Here is a 16,534-nt window from a genome sequence, read left to right as displayed (position 1 = left end):
GCCATGACTACGCGATTAAGCTATGCCACAAGATCGGCACGACAATAATGGCTATCAGTAAGATTAATAACCCGTATTCAAGGCGCAATAATTGGTTGTGGGCTTGGCTCTGTTGTCGCTTGTTTAGTTGTTGGTTTTCTTGTTTCACCTCGCGGCGAAAGCGCTTGATCAGCCTATGCATCGTATCTCGCTATTTCTGTTATATTTTTATGCTAACATTTTGACCGAAAGCCATATTTATTATCGTGATCTTTTTCACGCCTACTACTTGATAGTGCACAGAAATAAATTAACGCAAACGTTTCACTCAAGCTGTGATAAGATCCCCGCCAGTTAAAAAGCCCACTGTTTTCTACTTCCGGAGTAACCATGAAACGCGATTTAGCGATGGCATTTTCCCGTGTCACTGAAGGTGCCGCACTGGCTGGCTACAAATGGCTTGGCCGTGGTGACAAAAATGCTGCCGATGGCGCAGCAGTTGAAGTTATGCGTACCCTTCTGAATCAAACCGAAATTGAAGGTGAGATCGTTATTGGTGAAGGTGAAATCGATGAAGCACCAATGCTCTACATTGGTGAAAAAGTCGGTTTGGGTGGTGATGCAGTAGACATCGCCGTTGACCCAATCGAAGGCACTCGCATGACAGCGATGGGCCAAAACAACGCGTTAGCAGTACTTGCTGCTGGTGAAAAAGGCTCATTCCTTAAAGCACCAGACATGTACATGGAAAAATTGGTTGTTGGTCCTGGCGCTAAAGGGGCTATTGACCTAGACAAGCCACTGGCTGAAAACCTAGAAAACATCGCAGCAGCATTGGGTAAAACACTCGATTCACTGGTTGTGACGACGTTAGCGAAACCGCGTCATGATCAAATTATTGTCGACATGCAAGCGATGGGTGTACGTGTCTTCGCCTTCCCTGATGGTGATGTAGCAGCGTCGATCCTGACCTGTATGCCTGATAGCGAAGTCGACGTAATGTACTGCATCGGTGGCGCACCTGAAGGTGTGGTTTCGGCTGCAGCCATTCGCGCCCTTGGCGGTGACATGCATGGCCGTTTGATCCCTCGCCATCAAGTGAAAGAAGACAACGAAGAAAATCGTCGTCTTGGTCAGATTGAAATTGACCGTTGTGGCGAGATGGGTATCGAACCAAACAAGCTACTGCGCATGGAAGACATGGCAAAAAGCGATAACGTGATTTTTGCCGGTACGGGTATTACGAAAGGCGATCTACTGGAAGGCATTAGCCGCCAAGGTGATATGGCAACGACTGAAACCCTACTGATCCGTGGTAAGTGCCGTACGATCCGTCGTATTAAATCAACGCACTACTTATCACGTAAAGACGATGCGATTAAAGGCCACATCATCTAAGTAGCACTTATTAGCTTTTCGCGACACACTATTCGTAGTCATAAAGCGTGCCTCCTTTGGCGCGCTTTTTTATGCTGTCACATTTCCCTCGTTCACATTCTGCCTATTCTTTAATCGCACTCACTCTCATATTTTCACTCCCATAAGCTTGCTTCATCTTCTATGCTTAGTTTGTAAAGTCGTTGCTTTATTTAGCTAGCTGGTTACATAATAGTGATGACAGAGGAAGATGGTGCTATGAAAACAATCGATAAAATTCTTCAACGAATGAAGCGGGAAGGTGATGTCACCGCCAAGGCGTTGGCACAAGAATTACGCCTAACAACCATGGGGGTACGCCAGCACCTTCAAGGGCTAGAAGAATCAGGGTTGGTTGATTTTCACGATGTAAAAGTGAAGGTGGGCCGCCCAACTCGCCACTGGCGTTTAACGGCACAAGGGCACAACCAATTCACCGATCGTCATGGTGATTTGATCATTCAAATGCTCGATTCAGTCGAAGATTTATTTGGCGCTAGCGGTTTGGAAAAAGTAATTAATCAACGTGAACAACAAACGTTCGAGCAATACCAACAAGCACTAGCAAAGTGTGAAAATTTAAAAGAAAAACTCGAATTACTGACTACACTCAGGGAGCAGGAAGGCTACATGGCTGAGCTGCTTCACGATGAGCAAGGCTACCTGCTGGTTGAAAACCACTGCCCTATTTGCCACGCAGCCAAACGTTGCCCATCACTGTGCCAATCAGAATTAAATGTCTTCCAACGTTTATTGGGAAATGAATACCTTGTCGAAAGGAACGACCACATTATCGCCGGAGAGAGGCGTTGCGCTTATCGAATCATGAACAATTAGAATAAGGAGCCAACTATGGCTGACTGGATCCCCGCGGAAGTAATAAACAATCGTCATTGGAATAACGATTTGTTTAGCCTGACGTTACGAGCAAATATCGAGCCCTTTAAAGCAGGGCAGTTCACTAAACTCGGTTTAGAAATCGACGGAAAGATGATCCAGCGGGCTTATTCATTTGTTAACCCACCGAGTGATAACACCATTGAAATTTACGCAACACGGGTTGCTGATGGCTTGCTATCCCCCCGTTTGCACCAGCTAGAGACAGGCGATCAGGTTTATGTCTCTGCGCGAGCAACAGGCTACTTCATGCTAAGCGAAGTACCTCCAGGTGAACACTTGTGGCTATTAGCGACGGGGACTGCCATTGGCCCTTACCTGTCCATGTTACGTGAGAAAGAAGTCTGGAAGCGTTTTCGTAAAGTCGTACTGGTGCATGCAGTGCGCTATGCTGCAGACTTAAGCTATCAAGCTGAAATCAATGCCCTCAAAGAACAATACCCCGACCAACTTATAGTACAACCGTTTGTCAGCCGTGAACCCGCGATGCTATCACTCACCGGACGTGTTCCCCTTGCGATTGCTGATGGTTTATTAGAGCGTCATGTCGGCTTAACGCTTAATGCAGAACAAAGCCAAGTGATGTTATGTGGCAACCCTGAAATGGTCCGTGACACTAAAGCAGCATTAGAGCAAAAAGGACTGGCGAAAAATTTACGTCGAGCGCCAGGGCAGATAACGATGGAACATTACTGGTAATTACATAAAAACGAGAAACAACTCCCTTTTATTGGGCTTGTCTCAACTCTGAGCCAGTCAAGATCTCAACTGACTGGCTAGGGTAAGAAGGTAAGCTGAAGAAGGAAGCCGATAATGTCAGATCATTTGTCCGAGAGTGCAAGCCACTCACCTCCACACCTGCAAACATTACCCAGTTTTGATGAACTCAAAACAATGGCAGAGCACGACCCTGCCGCCTTAGAAACGCTGCGTATCACCATGAGCCAACAGATCATCGATAATGCCAGTGAAGCGATGCAGCCTCGCCTTCAAGCTCAGCTTAGCCACATTAATCATGTCATCGCGACAGGTAAAAACCCTAACCATGTCAATGTGATGCTACGAAAAGAACTTCACAAGCAATTTATCCGCTTCTCACAAGCCCTAACGGCACCCGAGACTATCAAGCACCAACAGGCTGATATTAAGCCCTTTCGTCGACCACCCTCGGCATCCTAGATTACGCACTGACTTTTAAGAATGTCTCTGGATCCATGTCGCGAATATCAATCGTTAAGCTATTAATGTCAGCAGCATGCTTTTCAAGCTCGCCCATTACCTCTCGGGTTAAAATTCGCTTTTGCTCGATCGTTCGTCCAGCCAATAAGCTCAGCTCGATATGGATAAACGTTTGTTTAACACCATCTTCACCAATCAACCAATTATGGCAAGGATAAGCGCGCGTTTTGACAGCATCGGCTTCAAACAAACCACTGGCCAACATTACCCTGTGTAAATCATCCAGCAAGCCAGCCACATTGACGCGCTCAGCGACAGGATCGGCATACTCCACCACAAGATTTGGCATTTTTCCTCCTTAAAAAACTCAGCCCTAGCGCCAGCACAATCTGCTAACACTTAGCCATTACAGTACGATATTTGACCATTCATGGCGAGTTACATAGGTGAAAATTCAACCAAAGATCACTGTCTTATTTGACGGTGAAACATAAAATTTACGCTGAATTTATGATTAATTACGCTTTCACTGTTCACTTTTCTTCACGAAAAAGGTACAACCAAGCACGACAATGATTTTGAACAGTAAAATTATTCAGAATTCTGTTATATTTTTACGTAATTGAGACAAATCGAATTAAGTCTTTCTATCTATGTGGCTCTCAACCAGATGGCCAACGACTTAAACCGATTTGTTTTAATTTACACTATTTAAATTTGGAGAAATGCTATGCGCCATCCTGTAGTTATGGGTAACTGGAAGCTAAACGGTAGCAAGGAAATGGTCTCTGACCTTCTTAAAGGCCTTAACGCTGAATTAGAAGGTGTTGAAGGTGTTGACGTAGCCGTTGCTCCACCAGCGCTATACATCGACCTTGCAGAGCGTGAAATCGCTGCAGGCGGTAACAAGATCATTCTTGGTGCACAGAATACAGATCTAAACAACAGCGGTGCTTTCACTGGTGATATGTCTCCAGCGATGCTGAAAGACTTCGGTGCAAGCCACATCATCATCGGTCACTCTGAGCGTCGTGAATACCACGCTGAATCAGACGAGTTCGTTGCTAAGAAATTCGCTTTCCTAAAAGAAAATGGCCTAACACCTGTTCTTTGTATTGGTGAGTCTGATGCACAAAACGAAGCTGGCGAAACTATGGCTGTATGTGCTCGTCAAATCGACGCAGTAATCAATACGCTAGGTGTTGACGCTCTTAACGGCGCTATCATCGCATACGAACCAATCTGGGCTATCGGTACTGGTAAAGCAGCAACAGCTGAAGATGCACAACGCATCCACGCACAAATTCGTGCTCACATCGCAGAGAAATCTGAAGATGTTGCGAAAAAAGTTGTTATCCAATACGGCGGTTCTGTTAAACCAGAAAACGCAGCAGCATACTTCGCACAACCAGACATCGATGGTGCGCTAGTTGGCGGTGCAGCACTTGACGCGAAAGGCTTTGCAGCTATCGCTAAAGCAGCAGCTGAAGCAAAAGCATAATCTCGTATAACCACAGATTAGCTTAATGAAAGGTCACTTCGGTGGCCTTTTTTGTGCCTGCTATTTCTCTTTATGTCAGCATGTTCACTAACTTGCAGCCACAAAAAAGCCGACGCTAAGGCCGGCTTTCATTTCAACACGCAGCTCAATAAATAGAAGCCTACGTGATCTCTCTTCGCAATTTAGAACAATTTGTCTGCCACTGCGTAAAGATCAGTACGTACTGGACGCTTCATGTTTTCAATTGCATCGATGATGTCGTGGTGAACCATTTTTTCATTTTGGATACCCACACAACGACCACCTTCGCCTTGAAGCAGCAAATCAACCGAGAAAGCACCCATGCGTGACGCTAGGATACGGTCGAATGCTGTAGGCTGACCACCACGTTGAATATGACCAAGAACGGTTGCGCGTGTTTCACGGCCAGTCTGATCTTCAATGTATTTGGCCAGTTCGTTGGCATCTGTCATCAGTTCTGTCAGTGCAACGATAGCGTGCTTTTTACCTTTTGCGATGCCTTCATTGATTTTAGCAATCAAAGCTTCTTTATCTAGGCCTGTTTCAGGTGTAATGATGTACTCACAACCACCCGCAATTGCAGACATTAGGGTTAAATCACCACAGTGACGACCCATTACTTCAACGATAGAAATACGCTGGTGAGAAGACGATGTATCACGTAAACGGTCAATCGCATCAATAACAGTGTTAAGTGCTGTTAAGTAGCCGATGGTGTAATCAGTGCCTGCCACGTCGTTATCGATCGTGCCCGGAATACCGATACATGGGTAGCCCATTTCAGTTAGCTTCTTCGCACCCATGTACGAACCATCACCACCGATAACAACCAATGCATCGATACCGTGTAGCTTCAAGTTCTCAATCGCTTGTTCACGTACTTTCACATCTTTGAACTCAGGGAATCGCGCTGAGCCTAAGAATGTACCGCCTTTGTTGATCACATCTGACACGCTAGTACGTGTTAGTTGCTCGATACGGTTCTGGTGAAGGCCTTGGTAGCCGTCGTAAATACCGTATACTTCTAGGCCTTCCGATAGCGCTGCACGAACAACACCGCGAACCGCTGCATTCATACCAGGTGCGTCACCACCACTGGTCAAAACACCAATCTTCTTAATCATGGTTACCCTCTGACTTTGGGAATTGAAAAATCAAATCCAGACACGAGTTACCGAGGTTCCCCCTCTCGGCACCATAAGGAAAACCCTATGCTCGCGAAAACTGTAACTTTCCTACTAATGTAGGAGTATTACAATCTTGATAAAAAAATTCGTTGATTCACATCACGATCGCTTGTGACTTCACATTATTCAACATACCGTACACAAGCCGTAATATGCAGGTTCATCGCGTAAGCTAAGCCGCACAACAGCGATACTTAGTACACCATGAACACGTAGAATCTGTTTGTAGCAGTCATTGCTACCCTATCAGTACAAATTTTGGGTGATAACCGTGGGCTAAGGTGAATTGTCGTCCATGATAATCACTGCAAGTTATGAACTGCAAAATGGTGTAAGGCTATCCTACACGGTAGTTAACTCTTGTAGTTTAGCAATCAATGATTTGCTTAGTCGGGAGTATAGCTGTTTTGCGACGAAAATTAATAACAAAAATGTTTTGATATGTTGAATAAATGAAAAAGCCGTAGCGATAACTACGGCTTTTATAACGAATTTATAGTGACTTCAATCAATTCACTTTTGCATCTCGGCGAGCATCACATTTCGCCATACGCTCACTTTGTAATTCTTGCAGCTTGGTCTTTTGCTCTGCGGTTAAAATATTCAGCATGTCATGACGATTTTTTAGCATTGCAACACGGTGATCAAGTTGCTGCTCTGACATTTGTTGCGCTAGCTGACGCACTTCAGCTTCATTAAAGCTATCTGCGAGTAGTAGTTGCTGCATTTGCTGGTGCGAGGCTTTACGTGCATCGCGGGTATCAGTATTGGCGTGGCGTTGTTCACGGTGGCTTTCACGCAATGTTTTCATTTGCGTTTTTTGCTCGCTGGTTAAATCCAATTCGCGGAACATTTTTTTACCACCATCCATACCGCAACCACCTTTACCACCGTGATGGCCTTTACCACCACCGTAAGCCATTGCTGATGCAGAACCTAGCGCCAAAGGAAGTACGATTGCCATTACTAAGGTTTTTTTAAAGCTTTTCATTGTATCTCTCCAGATATGCCGTTCTCGGTATGAATTAATAATAACTCGCACAAGGTAAAGCGCTGTCTTGCTAACGTAAAGCTGCGTAAATCAAGATCGCACTACTTGGCTGTTCCTCAAAGTTTAGGGATACTTAGCTCATATACCTTCTATTCATTTCAATAGAAGAGACTCACCGCTCAGCTATCTCGACCTAATCATCGCATCACGCATTAACGCAGAGATAAGCAAGCTTCGAAGCAAAAGGTTAAACAATGGCAAAGATTCTATTAGTTGATGATGATACCGAGTTAACGTCACTGTTAACCGACATTTTAGAAATGGAAGGCTTTGAGGTTTGTGAAGCTAATAATGGCGAAGAAGGGCTGGCGAAAGTTGACGACAGCATCGACCTCATTCTACTTGATGTAATGATGCCTAAACTCAATGGCACTGAAATGCTACGCCGGTTGCGTGAAAATCACACCACTCCCGTATTAATGCTGACGGCGAAAGGGGAAGAAATAGATCGGGTGATAGGCTTTGAACTGGGTGCCGATGATTATCTGCCTAAACCGTTTAGCGACCGCGAGCTACTCGCTCGTATGCGTGCTATTTTGCGCCGTACTCAAACCAGCACCAACCCAGCTCAAGTTCAATCGGACTGTTTACGTAGCCAAGGTATTGAAGTCTACCCAGGTCGCCAAGAAGTTATCTGCCAAGGTCAATTAATTGAAATGACGGGGACAGAACTGGCATTACTAAGCTACCTAATTCAGCACCCAGGGAAAATCATCGCCAAGGAAGAACTCAGCCTTGAAGTGCTTGGAAAGCGCTTGGCTCCTTTTGATCGTGCTATTGATATGCACGTATCAAACTTACGTAAGAAACTACCTGAACGCGAAGATGGCAAAGCCCGTATCAAAACACTACGTGGCAAAGGGTATTTATTGGTGGATGATCACTAGCGCGAACTCGCGACTTTGAACAACGCCTCTGCGGTCTAAGCCCTTAAATCCACTCAGGGTCAATCATGATAAAAGGTAAGCTTATGCGTCGACCATTATTTTCCAGCTTATACGGCCGGATCTTTGCCGTATTTTGGTTAACGCTATTTTTAGTCGTTATCACCTTAGTGCTATTACCGAACTTAGACCCTCGGGCACAACACACTATTCCAGAGCCGCAGTTATTCAAGCTAAATCAAGTCGCTGCACGCATATCTGACCGCATAAGCACTATGCCTGGAGAGCTCAGCCGCAAGTTGAAACCAATTACTCGCCATGAACGCCACGATGGTTCACGCGTCTATTTCACGACCCTAGAGGGAGAGGTCATTGCCCCCCACGGTCGCAATAAAGCGCTACGAAACTTCGTGACTATCGCGGATAGTCCCGACGCTCCACGACAAAAATTATACGGTCGTTGGATGATGGCCGGCCCTTTTGCCATTAACGATAATGACCAGCAAGTCTTAATGTACGTTGGCCGTTTTTGGCGTGAAAAACCGCCCTTCTTTATTCAAATATTGGATAAACCATTTCAGCTGCTATTGCTAACCATGCTGGTGAGTACCCCATTATTATTATGGCTAGCATGGGCCATCAGCCGCCCTGCCCGTCGCTTACAACAAGCCGCTGAGCGTGTCGCGACCGGACAATTCTCGCCAGATCCTAAACTGGAGCAAGGCTCAGTCGAATTTCAGCAAGCAGGCGCCAGTTTTAATCAAATGGTTCAAGCAATTAATCAGATGATTGGTGGTCAACAACGCTTGTTGTCCGACATTTCACATGAGTTACGCTCACCACTCACCCGCTTGCGAATGGCGACCGCACTTGCGAAGCGTAAGCAAGGTGAAAGTAAAGAACTGTCACGCATCGATACCGAAGCAGAACGCTTAGAGCAGATGATCAGTGAATTACTTGAGCTATCTCGCATGCAGGTTAATAGCCACCAACAGCGTGAAGCTTCGGATGCGCATTCACTATGGTTTGAGATGTTAGAAGATGCCCAGTTTGAAGCAGAGCAATGTCAAAAGACCCTCAGCTACAATCCGTTACAAGCTTGGCCTATCAGCGGTAATCCCAATTTGTTGATCAGCGCGGTTGAGAATGTAGTGCGTAATGCCATCAAGTATGGTGACGATGTAATTCAGATCCAGATTGAGCCCGTAGGTCGCCAATTACAGATCACTGTTGATGATAACGGCGACGGCGTGCCTGATGATGAGCTGAATGATATTTTCAGGCCATTCTATCGCGTCTCGACCGCCCGCGATCGCAGCAGCGGTGGTACAGGTCTAGGGCTGGCTATCACCGAAAGTGCTATTCGCCAACACAGTGGTACTATTGTCGCAAGCCGCAGCCCACTGGGCGGCTTACGGATGAACATCACCTTACCACTCGATACTTAATACCAGCGCCACCAATGACCCAATCATACTTGCTGATTAATTAATGGCATGGGAAGAATAAGAAATTCGAACAGCAAGGGCGATATTCGTTACAATACAGCCAGTTTATCTTTGCAGACCGAAGTGATTATGTTTGATATTGCGTTATACGAGCCTGAGATTGCCCCAAACACTGGCAACATTATTCGCCTGTGCGCTAACTGTGGTGCCAACTTACACCTAATTGAACCACTTGGGTTTGATTTAGAAGAAAAGAAACTGCGTCGCGCTGGCTTGGACTATCACGATCTTGCCCACGTCCATCGCCACAAAGATTTTGCCGCTTTTATGGAAGCAATTGGTGATCGTCGCATTTTCGCCTGCACCACTAAAACCACTAACTTCCACACCAACGCACAATTTGCACAAGGTGATATCCTGTTGTTTGGCCCTGAAACGCGTGGCCTGCCTGCAGATTTGATTGAAAGCCTGCCGTTAGAGCAACGCTTACGCATTCCAATGCACCCAGACAGCCGTAGTCTGAATTTATCAAACGCTGCCGCTATTATTGGTTATGAAGCGTGGCGCCAGCTCGGTTTTGAAGGCGCGATGTAAGCGACTATCATTAAGCTTAAAATGAAAAAAGCAGCCAATGGCTGCTTTTTTGCTATTTGCATCACGATAGAAAAAACCTTAAATCCCATCACCTTCAATAAAGGTTTGCGAGCTACCGTTGAATTGCTGATCCATATCCATCGCGGGTTTTTCAGTACTTGGTCGACCCACCACTTTCGCAGGTACACCCGCAACGGTCGTATGCGGCGGCACTGGGTTCAATACCACAGAGCAAGAACCTATCTTAGCGCCTTCACCCACTTCAATATTACCCAGAACTTTCGCCCCTGCACCTATCATGACCCCTTCACGGATCTTAGGATGACGATCACCGCCTGCTTTACCAGTACCACCAAGTGTTACGTCTTGCAGGATCGAAACGTCATTTTCAACCACCGCCGTTTCACCAATGACAATTCCGGTCGCATGGTCAAACATGATGCCCTGACCAATCTTGGCGGCAGGGTGAACATCAACCTGACAGCTCACTGAAATTTGGTTTTGTAAATATACCGCTAGCGCAATACGATTTTGTTTCCATAGCCAATTGGCAACACGATAACCTTGTAGCGCATGAAAGCCTTTCAAGTACAGTAAGGGCACAGAATACATGCCCACCGCGGGATCGCGCTCTACTACAGCGCGAATGTCACACGCTGCCGATTCTGTGATCATACAATCTGCGGCATAGGCTTCTTCAATCACTTCACGTACTGCCATCGCAGGCATTGAGGGTGTTGCCAATTTATTTGCGAGAATGTAGCTCAGCGCCGCCCCTAAATTATCGTGTTTGATAATAGTGGCATGGTAAAAACTGGCTAACATTGGTTCTTGCTCTGACTGGTCTCTCGCTTCCTGCTTCACCGATTGCCAAAGACTATATTGTTTACACTCCTTCACATCACCCTCTGCTTTCTCTTTTCGGAAATGAACCATAGACTCAACTCATTTCATTCATTATCTCCCACTGTCAGCAGTAAGATAACGAATGAATTTAGTTACACAATATAGCTATAACTGTAACGCGCTCTCAAAAAAAAACAACGCGAGCCATAAGCTCGCGTTGTTAATATTGATCGATATACCCGACAAGGCAAATAGTCCGCCGTGTTTTCACTCTGACTATTCGTCTTTTTTCTCACGAGCGAGTAAATCTTTGGCGGCTTCACGGGCATCTTTACCTTGGTATAGCACCTGATAAATTTGCTCAGTGATTGGCATTTCAACCTGATGACGCTCCGCTAATATCCAAACTTCTTTGGTATTACGATAGCCTTCAACCACTTGACCAATCACTTCTTGTGCACCATCGACCGTTTGGCCTTCACCTAAGGCTAAGCCAAAACGACGGTTGCGTGATTGGTTATCAGTACATGTCAGTACTAAATCCCCAAGCCCAGCCATTCCCATAAAGGTTTCAGGCTGAGCACCCAGCGCAGCACCTAAACGGCACATTTCTGCTAAGCCTCGGGTAATCAGGGCTGTACGAGCATTGGCACCAAAGCCAATCCCGTCTGACATGCCCGCACCAATCGCAATGACATTCTTAACGGCACCGCCAAGCTGCATGCCGATAAAATCAGTATTGCTATAAACACGGAATGACTTACTGCAGTGGATCTTTTCTTGCAGATCGCGCACAAACTCAGGGTTTGGCGACGAAACAGCAATCGCAGTTGGCATACCAGCGGCAAGTTCTTTCGCAAACGTAGGGCCAGACAACACTGCCAGTGGCACTTGGTCACCCAAAGCATCTTGCGCGACGTCTTTCAACAAACGTCCCGTTTCTGGCTCAAGGCCTTTGGTTGCCCAGCAAATACGTGAGTCTTCACGTAAATGAGGCTTCACTTGCGTGAGTACATCACCAAAGACATGACTCGGTACGACGACCAATAAGTCACGGCTAGCCGCTACCGCTTGCGCCAGATCTGATGTCAAAATTAAAGACTCAGGAAAAGCAACACCCGGAAGGAAAGCCTCGTTAGCACGATCAATTTCTAACTGAGCGACGTGTTCAGGCTCATGGCCCCATAACACCACATTGGCACCAGAGCGGGCCAAGGCAATCGCGAGTGAGGTACCGTATGAACCGGCACCTAACACTGTCATGCTAACGGTTTGTTTCGCATTCTGATTCATATCGACTTCGCGCGTTGATTAAGCTTCAGCGTTCTCTTGGTTCGCTTCTGCTTGGTTTTGTAGGTAGTTCATGAACAAAGCGTCAAAGTTAACTGGCGCTAGGTTTAGTTGAGGGAACGTACCTTTAACCACTAGGCTTGAAATTGTTTCACGCGCGTATGGGAATAGGATGTTCGGGCAGAATGCACCTAGGCAATGTGCAAGTTGTGGTGCTTCCATACCGTCAACAGAGAAGATACCGCCTTGTTGAACTTCACATAGGAATGCGGTGTCATCTGCATTTTTAACAGTAACAGTTAGGCGAAGAATAACTTCAAATACACCTTCACCTAGCTCACGGCTTTGCGTATCAAGATCCAGTTTAACATCTGGATTCCATTCTTTTTGAAACATGTCTGGCGAGTTAGGCGCTTCAAAAGAAACGTCTTTTAGAAAGATACGTTGAATTTGGAAGTTTTGTTGCGCTTCGTTAGTTGCTGCTTCAGCCATGTTGAGATCCTTTTATTTACCGTGTTCATCATGTGATGAAATAAAATATGTTACCGAGCCGATGTCATATCTACTCGGCAGAAATACCGACAATTGAAACTTACTTCTTACCCTTACTGCGGATAAGTGGCAGGTTGCCTTCGTTCCAAGAAATCAAACCATCCTTTAATACGCTCACATTTTCAAAGCCAGCTTTATTAAGTTCATTCGCACTATCTTGCGCGGTTTGACCTGTCTTACATACCACAATGATTGGGGCAGCTTTGTGCTTTTCAAGCTCCGCAAAGTTATGTTCTTTAATTTGGCTCGGCAAAATGTGATGTGCACCCGCAATATGACCCTGACGGTATTCGTCACGAGAACGAATATCTACCACCACACCTTCTTCGCGGTTCATAAGAACAGTCGCTTCTGTTGGAGTGACAACACGGTAACCTGCGGTCTTTTGCTTCACAAACGATGCGATGATCGCGACAACTAGACCAACCCAAGCTAAAGATAAAATAGGGTTACCCGAAAAAAAATCAATGTACTGTTGCATGGCCTTCGCTCTACTCTCGCTTAATCCTTAGCCCCAAATTAGCGCTAAGTTCATATAAAAACGCACATGGATGTTAGGAGGCGGAGAATCACTTTGCTCACTGTTCCCAGTTCACAAGCAATGTTCTGCGACAACGTGCATGTCCGTAACAAAGAAACTGAGTATACCCACGTTACCTGCCAAGTACAGCGACAGACGGATAATCCGTGTGATAACTCACTTGCTATTATAAGAGCTAAACTATCGATGAAATAGTAAAAAACAATGGAAAAAGACTTACCTTCTCATCAAAAAATGAATATATTTTACGGAAACACTAACAATTTATTTACAGCATTGTTTGATCTTACCCTACAGTTTTCGGGTGAAGTTGTAGTAAAATTACCAACATTCAAAACTCATGACCTTAAATACTTTGAAAGAATCAAAGCGTTAAGGTGATTAGTTTTGATTTTTCACTTATGACATACAAGAGGACAGCTTATGTCTGCTAAGAAGCCATTGGCTCTAGTGATTCTAGATGGTTGGGGTTACCGCGAAGACGCGCAAAACAACGCGATCGCAAACGCAAAAACACCGGTAATGGATGGTCTAATTGCAAATGAAGCGAACACGCTGATTTCTGCATCGGGTCTAGATGTAGGTTTGCCAGATGGTCAAATGGGTAACTCTGAAGTGGGTCACACCAACATTGGTGCGGGCCGCGTGGTTTACCAAGACCTGACTCGTATCACTAAGTCTATTGCTGATGGCGACTTCTTTGAAACAGAAGCGCTAGTGAATGCTATGGATAAAGCAATCCAGGCAGGCAAAGCTGTTCACATCATGGGCCTAATGTCACCAGGCGGTGTTCACAGCCATGAAGACCACATTGCAGCCGCTATCGAAATGGCAGCTAAACGTGGCGCAGAAAAGATTTACTTACACTGTTTCTTAGACGGCCGTGATACGCCGCCACGTAGTGCACAACACTCACTTGAGCGTTTCGATGCGCTATTTGCTGAACTGGGTAAAGGACGTACCGCATCACTGGTTGGTCGTTACTATGCAATGGACCGCGATAACAACTGGGATCGCGTTGAAGTTGCTTACAATGTGCTAACCCAAGCAAACGGTGAGTTTACAACAGCAACCGCTGTTGATGGCCTAGAAGCTGCTTACGCACGTGATGAAAACGATGAATTCGTTAAAGCCACTGAAATCCGCGCGGAAGGCCAAGCGTCAGCTGCGATGGAAGATGGCGATGCGGTTATCTTTATGAACTACCGTGCTGACCGTGCGCGTGAAATCACTCGTGCTTTCCTTGCTGATTTCGCCGGTTTTGAACGTACTACGTTCCCTGCGGTTGAATTCGTGATGCTAACGCAATACGCGGCTAACATTGATTTAGCTGCGGCATTCCCACCAGCAAGCCTAGAGAACACCCTAGGTGAGTGGCTATCGAAGAAAGGTAAGAAACAACTTCGTATCTCTGAAACAGAGAAATACGCACACGTCACTTTCTTCTTCAACGGTGGTGTAGAAGACGAGTTTGACGGTGAGTCTCGCTCACTGGTTGCTTCACCAAAAGTCGCCACTTACGACCTACAACCAGAGATGAGTTCGCCAGAGCTAACTGAAAAACTGGTTGCAGCAATCAAATCGGGTGAGTTCGATACCATTATTTGTAACTACCCGAATGGCGACATGGTTGGCCATACAGGTGTTTACGATGCTGCGGTTCAAGCGTGTGAAGCACTTGATGGTTGTATTGGCCAAGTGGTTGAAGCTATCCGTGAAATGGATGGTCAGCTACTTATCACTGCCGACCACGGTAACGCAGAAATGATGATTAACCCTGAAACGGGTGGCATTCACACTGCACACACCAACCTACCGGTTCCGTTGATCTACGTAGGTAATAAATCACTTACTTTGAAAGATGGCGGTAAGCTATCTGACCTTGCACCAACAATGCTCGCAATGTCTGATATCGAAATCCCTGCAGAGATGACTGGTCAGGTGCTGTTTGATCTGAAATAATCTATCCCATGCGGGATATGATCAAACACCTCACAAAGACCTTCCGCGCCAGTGCTTTATGCACTGGCGCTTTGTTATGCCTGTGCTTTAGCCAACCACTCTATGCCTCGGGTGATAATCAACTCGATGGCGTTAAAGACGAGTTATCACGCCAACAAGGCCAACTACAAGATAAGCAAAAGCGTTATGCCGCATTACAAAATGAGCTTAAAAAACGCGAGCTCACCATTGCCAATGCCACAAAAAAAATCCATCAGGCCGAAAATAAGCGAAAAGCACTAACCGCATCAATCGCAAAACTCAGCCAAGAGCAGCAGACACTTCAACAGCAACGTCTTGGTCAACAAGAGATGCTACGCGAATTGCTCAATACCCAATACCGTCAAGGTGAAGATAGCCAGCTGGCAAATCTACTGAGCGGTCAAGATAGCCACACCCTAGATCGCTATACCGTGTATGCCGAGCGGATCAGCAAAGCCCGTATTGACGCCCTTACCGCATTAAGCGCGATTGATACTGAGCTGCAATTAAAGAAACATGAACTCGCCCTGCAACGCCAACAACAGCAAGCGCTTGTTAATGAACTACAAGCCGAAAATAAAAAACGGACGGGTGAACAAACAAAACGTAAACGCACCCTTGCTGGCATTAAAGGCCAAATGAGCAATGATCGCAGCTACATTAACGAACTTAAAGTGAATGAACGCCGCCTGATCAAAGAAATTGCCAAAGCGAAGCTAGAAGCTGAACGCGCCGCACGCCAAGCGCCGATGGATGGTTTAGCAAAACACCGCGGCAAACTGCCATGGCCTGTAAAAGGCACGGTGCGACACAACTACGGTACCAAACAGCAAGGTGAATTACGCTGGAAAGGCATGGTCATAGGTAAAGCCAGTGGAAGCAAAGTAAATGCCGTTTACCCAGGTAAAGTCATTTTTGCTGATTGGCTACGAGGCTATGGTTTGATGCTTGCCATCGATCACGGCAAGGGGGATATGACCTTCTATGGTTATAACCAAACCTTACTTAAAAAAGTGGGCGACAGCGTTCAAGCCAATGAAGCTATTGCATTAGTGGGTGACAGCGGCGGCCAAAGCCAATCAGGATTGTATTTTGAAATCCGGCGTAAAGGTACGCCGACCAATCCTCGAACTTGGCTCAAAAAATAACGCCATAGCGGACAATT

The 16,534-nt window shown here is 45.9% G+C and carries 18 protein-coding genes; 10 read left to right on the top strand and 8 right to left on the bottom strand.

Translation table 11 applies throughout. The features are described 5' to 3' along the window. Window positions 1-7 precede the first annotated feature (7 nt). Complete coding sequence (locus OCU87_RS00905; RefSeq protein WP_157072541.1) at window positions 8-181, bottom strand: hypothetical protein; 174 nt, start codon at window positions 179-181, stop codon at window positions 8-10. Window positions 182-369: 188 nt separating this feature from the next. Here OCU87_RS00905 and glpX point away from each other — a divergent pair, with 188 nt between their 5' ends. The 4 genes from glpX to OCU87_RS00885 all read left to right on the top strand — a co-directional run bounded on the left by glpX (window position 370) and on the right by OCU87_RS00885 (window position 3,471). Then, complete coding sequence (gene glpX, locus OCU87_RS00900) at window positions 370-1,377, top strand: class II fructose-bisphosphatase (RefSeq protein ID WP_062688329.1); 1,008 nt, start codon at window positions 370-372, stop codon at window positions 1,375-1,377. Window positions 1,378-1,614: 237 nt separating this feature from the next. After that, on the top strand, window positions 1,615-2,232 hold the full coding sequence (locus OCU87_RS00895; RefSeq protein ID WP_261857678.1) for a helix-turn-helix transcriptional regulator: 618 nt from the start codon (window positions 1,615-1,617) through the stop codon (window positions 2,230-2,232). Between the two features lie 15 nt (window positions 2,233-2,247). Then, window positions 2,248-2,991, top strand: a complete 744-nt coding sequence (locus OCU87_RS00890; protein WP_094957565.1) for a ferredoxin--NADP reductase — start codon at window positions 2,248-2,250, stop codon at window positions 2,989-2,991. Between the two features lie 159 nt (window positions 2,992-3,150). Beyond that, window positions 3,151-3,471, top strand: coding sequence for a DUF3135 domain-containing protein (locus tag OCU87_RS00885; protein WP_062688452.1), 321 nt, complete (start codon window positions 3,151-3,153; stop codon window positions 3,469-3,471). 1 nt (window position 3,472) lies between these two features. Here OCU87_RS00885 and OCU87_RS00880 read toward each other — a convergent pair whose 3' ends face one another. After that, window positions 3,473-3,820 carry a 5-carboxymethyl-2-hydroxymuconate Delta-isomerase gene (locus OCU87_RS00880; protein ID WP_094957566.1) on the bottom strand — a complete coding sequence of 116 codons (348 nt, stop codon included), beginning with the start codon at window positions 3,818-3,820 and terminating at the stop codon, window positions 3,473-3,475. Window positions 3,821-4,201: 381 nt separating this feature from the next. Between OCU87_RS00880 and tpiA the strand changes: the two genes are divergently transcribed. Beyond that, a complete protein-coding gene (gene tpiA, locus OCU87_RS00875) occupies window positions 4,202-4,972 on the top strand; it encodes a triose-phosphate isomerase (protein ID WP_094958456.1) in 771 nt (256 codons plus the stop codon). A 182-nt stretch (window positions 4,973-5,154) separates the two neighbouring features. Here tpiA and pfkA read toward each other — a convergent pair whose 3' ends face one another. Further along, window positions 5,155-6,117: a 6-phosphofructokinase gene (gene pfkA, locus OCU87_RS00870; protein WP_094958455.1), complete on the bottom strand. Its 963-nt coding sequence runs from the start codon at window positions 6,115-6,117 to the stop codon at window positions 5,155-5,157. Window positions 6,118-6,688: 571 nt separating this feature from the next. Beyond that, the gene (locus OCU87_RS00865; RefSeq protein WP_062688325.1) at window positions 6,689-7,171 is read right to left on the bottom strand and encodes a CpxP family protein; all 483 of its coding nucleotides are present in this window, start codon (window positions 7,169-7,171) and stop codon (window positions 6,689-6,691) included. A 254-nt stretch (window positions 7,172-7,425) separates the two neighbouring features. On the opposite strand from OCU87_RS00865, the gene OCU87_RS00860 reads away from it, so the two are divergent. The 3 genes from OCU87_RS00860 (at window position 7,426) to trmL (ending at window position 10,157) form a co-directional block, all read left to right on the top strand. Then, a complete protein-coding gene (locus OCU87_RS00860; RefSeq protein ID WP_062688323.1) occupies window positions 7,426-8,118 on the top strand; it encodes a response regulator in 693 nt (230 codons plus the stop codon). An 83-nt stretch (window positions 8,119-8,201) separates the two neighbouring features. Then, window positions 8,202-9,563, top strand: a complete 1,362-nt coding sequence (cpxA, locus tag OCU87_RS00855; protein WP_261857677.1) for an envelope stress sensor histidine kinase CpxA — start codon at window positions 8,202-8,204, stop codon at window positions 9,561-9,563. 129 nt (window positions 9,564-9,692) lie between these two features. Further along, window positions 9,693-10,157: a tRNA (uridine(34)/cytosine(34)/5-carboxymethylaminomethyluridine(34)-2'-O)-methyltransferase TrmL gene (trmL, locus tag OCU87_RS00850; RefSeq protein ID WP_062688450.1), complete on the top strand. Its 465-nt coding sequence runs from the start codon at window positions 9,693-9,695 to the stop codon at window positions 10,155-10,157. Window positions 10,158-10,235: 78 nt separating this feature from the next. Here the strand turns inward: trmL and cysE are convergent, their stop codons facing one another. The 4 genes from cysE to OCU87_RS00830 all read right to left on the bottom strand — a co-directional run bounded on the left by cysE (window position 10,236) and on the right by OCU87_RS00830 (window position 13,326). After that, window positions 10,236-11,057, bottom strand: a complete 822-nt coding sequence (gene cysE, locus OCU87_RS00845) for a serine O-acetyltransferase (protein ID WP_062688448.1) — start codon at window positions 11,055-11,057, stop codon at window positions 10,236-10,238. 222 nt (window positions 11,058-11,279) lie between these two features. Beyond that, the gene (gpsA, locus tag OCU87_RS00840) at window positions 11,280-12,296 is read right to left on the bottom strand and encodes an NAD(P)H-dependent glycerol-3-phosphate dehydrogenase (RefSeq protein ID WP_062688319.1); all 1,017 of its coding nucleotides are present in this window, start codon (window positions 12,294-12,296) and stop codon (window positions 11,280-11,282) included. An 18-nt stretch (window positions 12,297-12,314) separates the two neighbouring features. Then, window positions 12,315-12,785, bottom strand: a complete 471-nt coding sequence (gene secB, locus OCU87_RS00835; protein ID WP_062688318.1) for a protein-export chaperone SecB — start codon at window positions 12,783-12,785, stop codon at window positions 12,315-12,317. A gap of 100 nt (window positions 12,786-12,885) precedes the next feature. After that, window positions 12,886-13,326 (bottom strand): rhodanese-like domain-containing protein, encoded by a 441-nt coding sequence (locus OCU87_RS00830; RefSeq protein ID WP_062688316.1) that lies wholly within the window; start codon window positions 13,324-13,326, stop codon window positions 12,886-12,888. 483 nt (window positions 13,327-13,809) lie between these two features. Here OCU87_RS00830 and gpmM point away from each other — a divergent pair, with 483 nt between their 5' ends. Next, on the top strand, window positions 13,810-15,348 hold the full coding sequence (gpmM, locus tag OCU87_RS00825) for a 2,3-bisphosphoglycerate-independent phosphoglycerate mutase (protein WP_261857676.1): 1,539 nt from the start codon (window positions 13,810-13,812) through the stop codon (window positions 15,346-15,348). A gap of 17 nt (window positions 15,349-15,365) precedes the next feature. Next, window positions 15,366-16,517: a peptidoglycan DD-metalloendopeptidase family protein gene (locus OCU87_RS00820; RefSeq protein ID WP_094958117.1), complete on the top strand. Its 1,152-nt coding sequence runs from the start codon at window positions 15,366-15,368 to the stop codon at window positions 16,515-16,517. Window positions 16,518-16,534: the final 17 nt, after the last annotated feature.

Source organism: Photobacterium sanguinicancri (assembly GCF_024346675.1).
GTDB classification, from domain to species: domain Bacteria; phylum Pseudomonadota; class Gammaproteobacteria; order Enterobacterales; family Vibrionaceae; genus Photobacterium; species Photobacterium sanguinicancri.
This window is presented reverse-complemented; position numbering and strand designations above follow the sequence as displayed.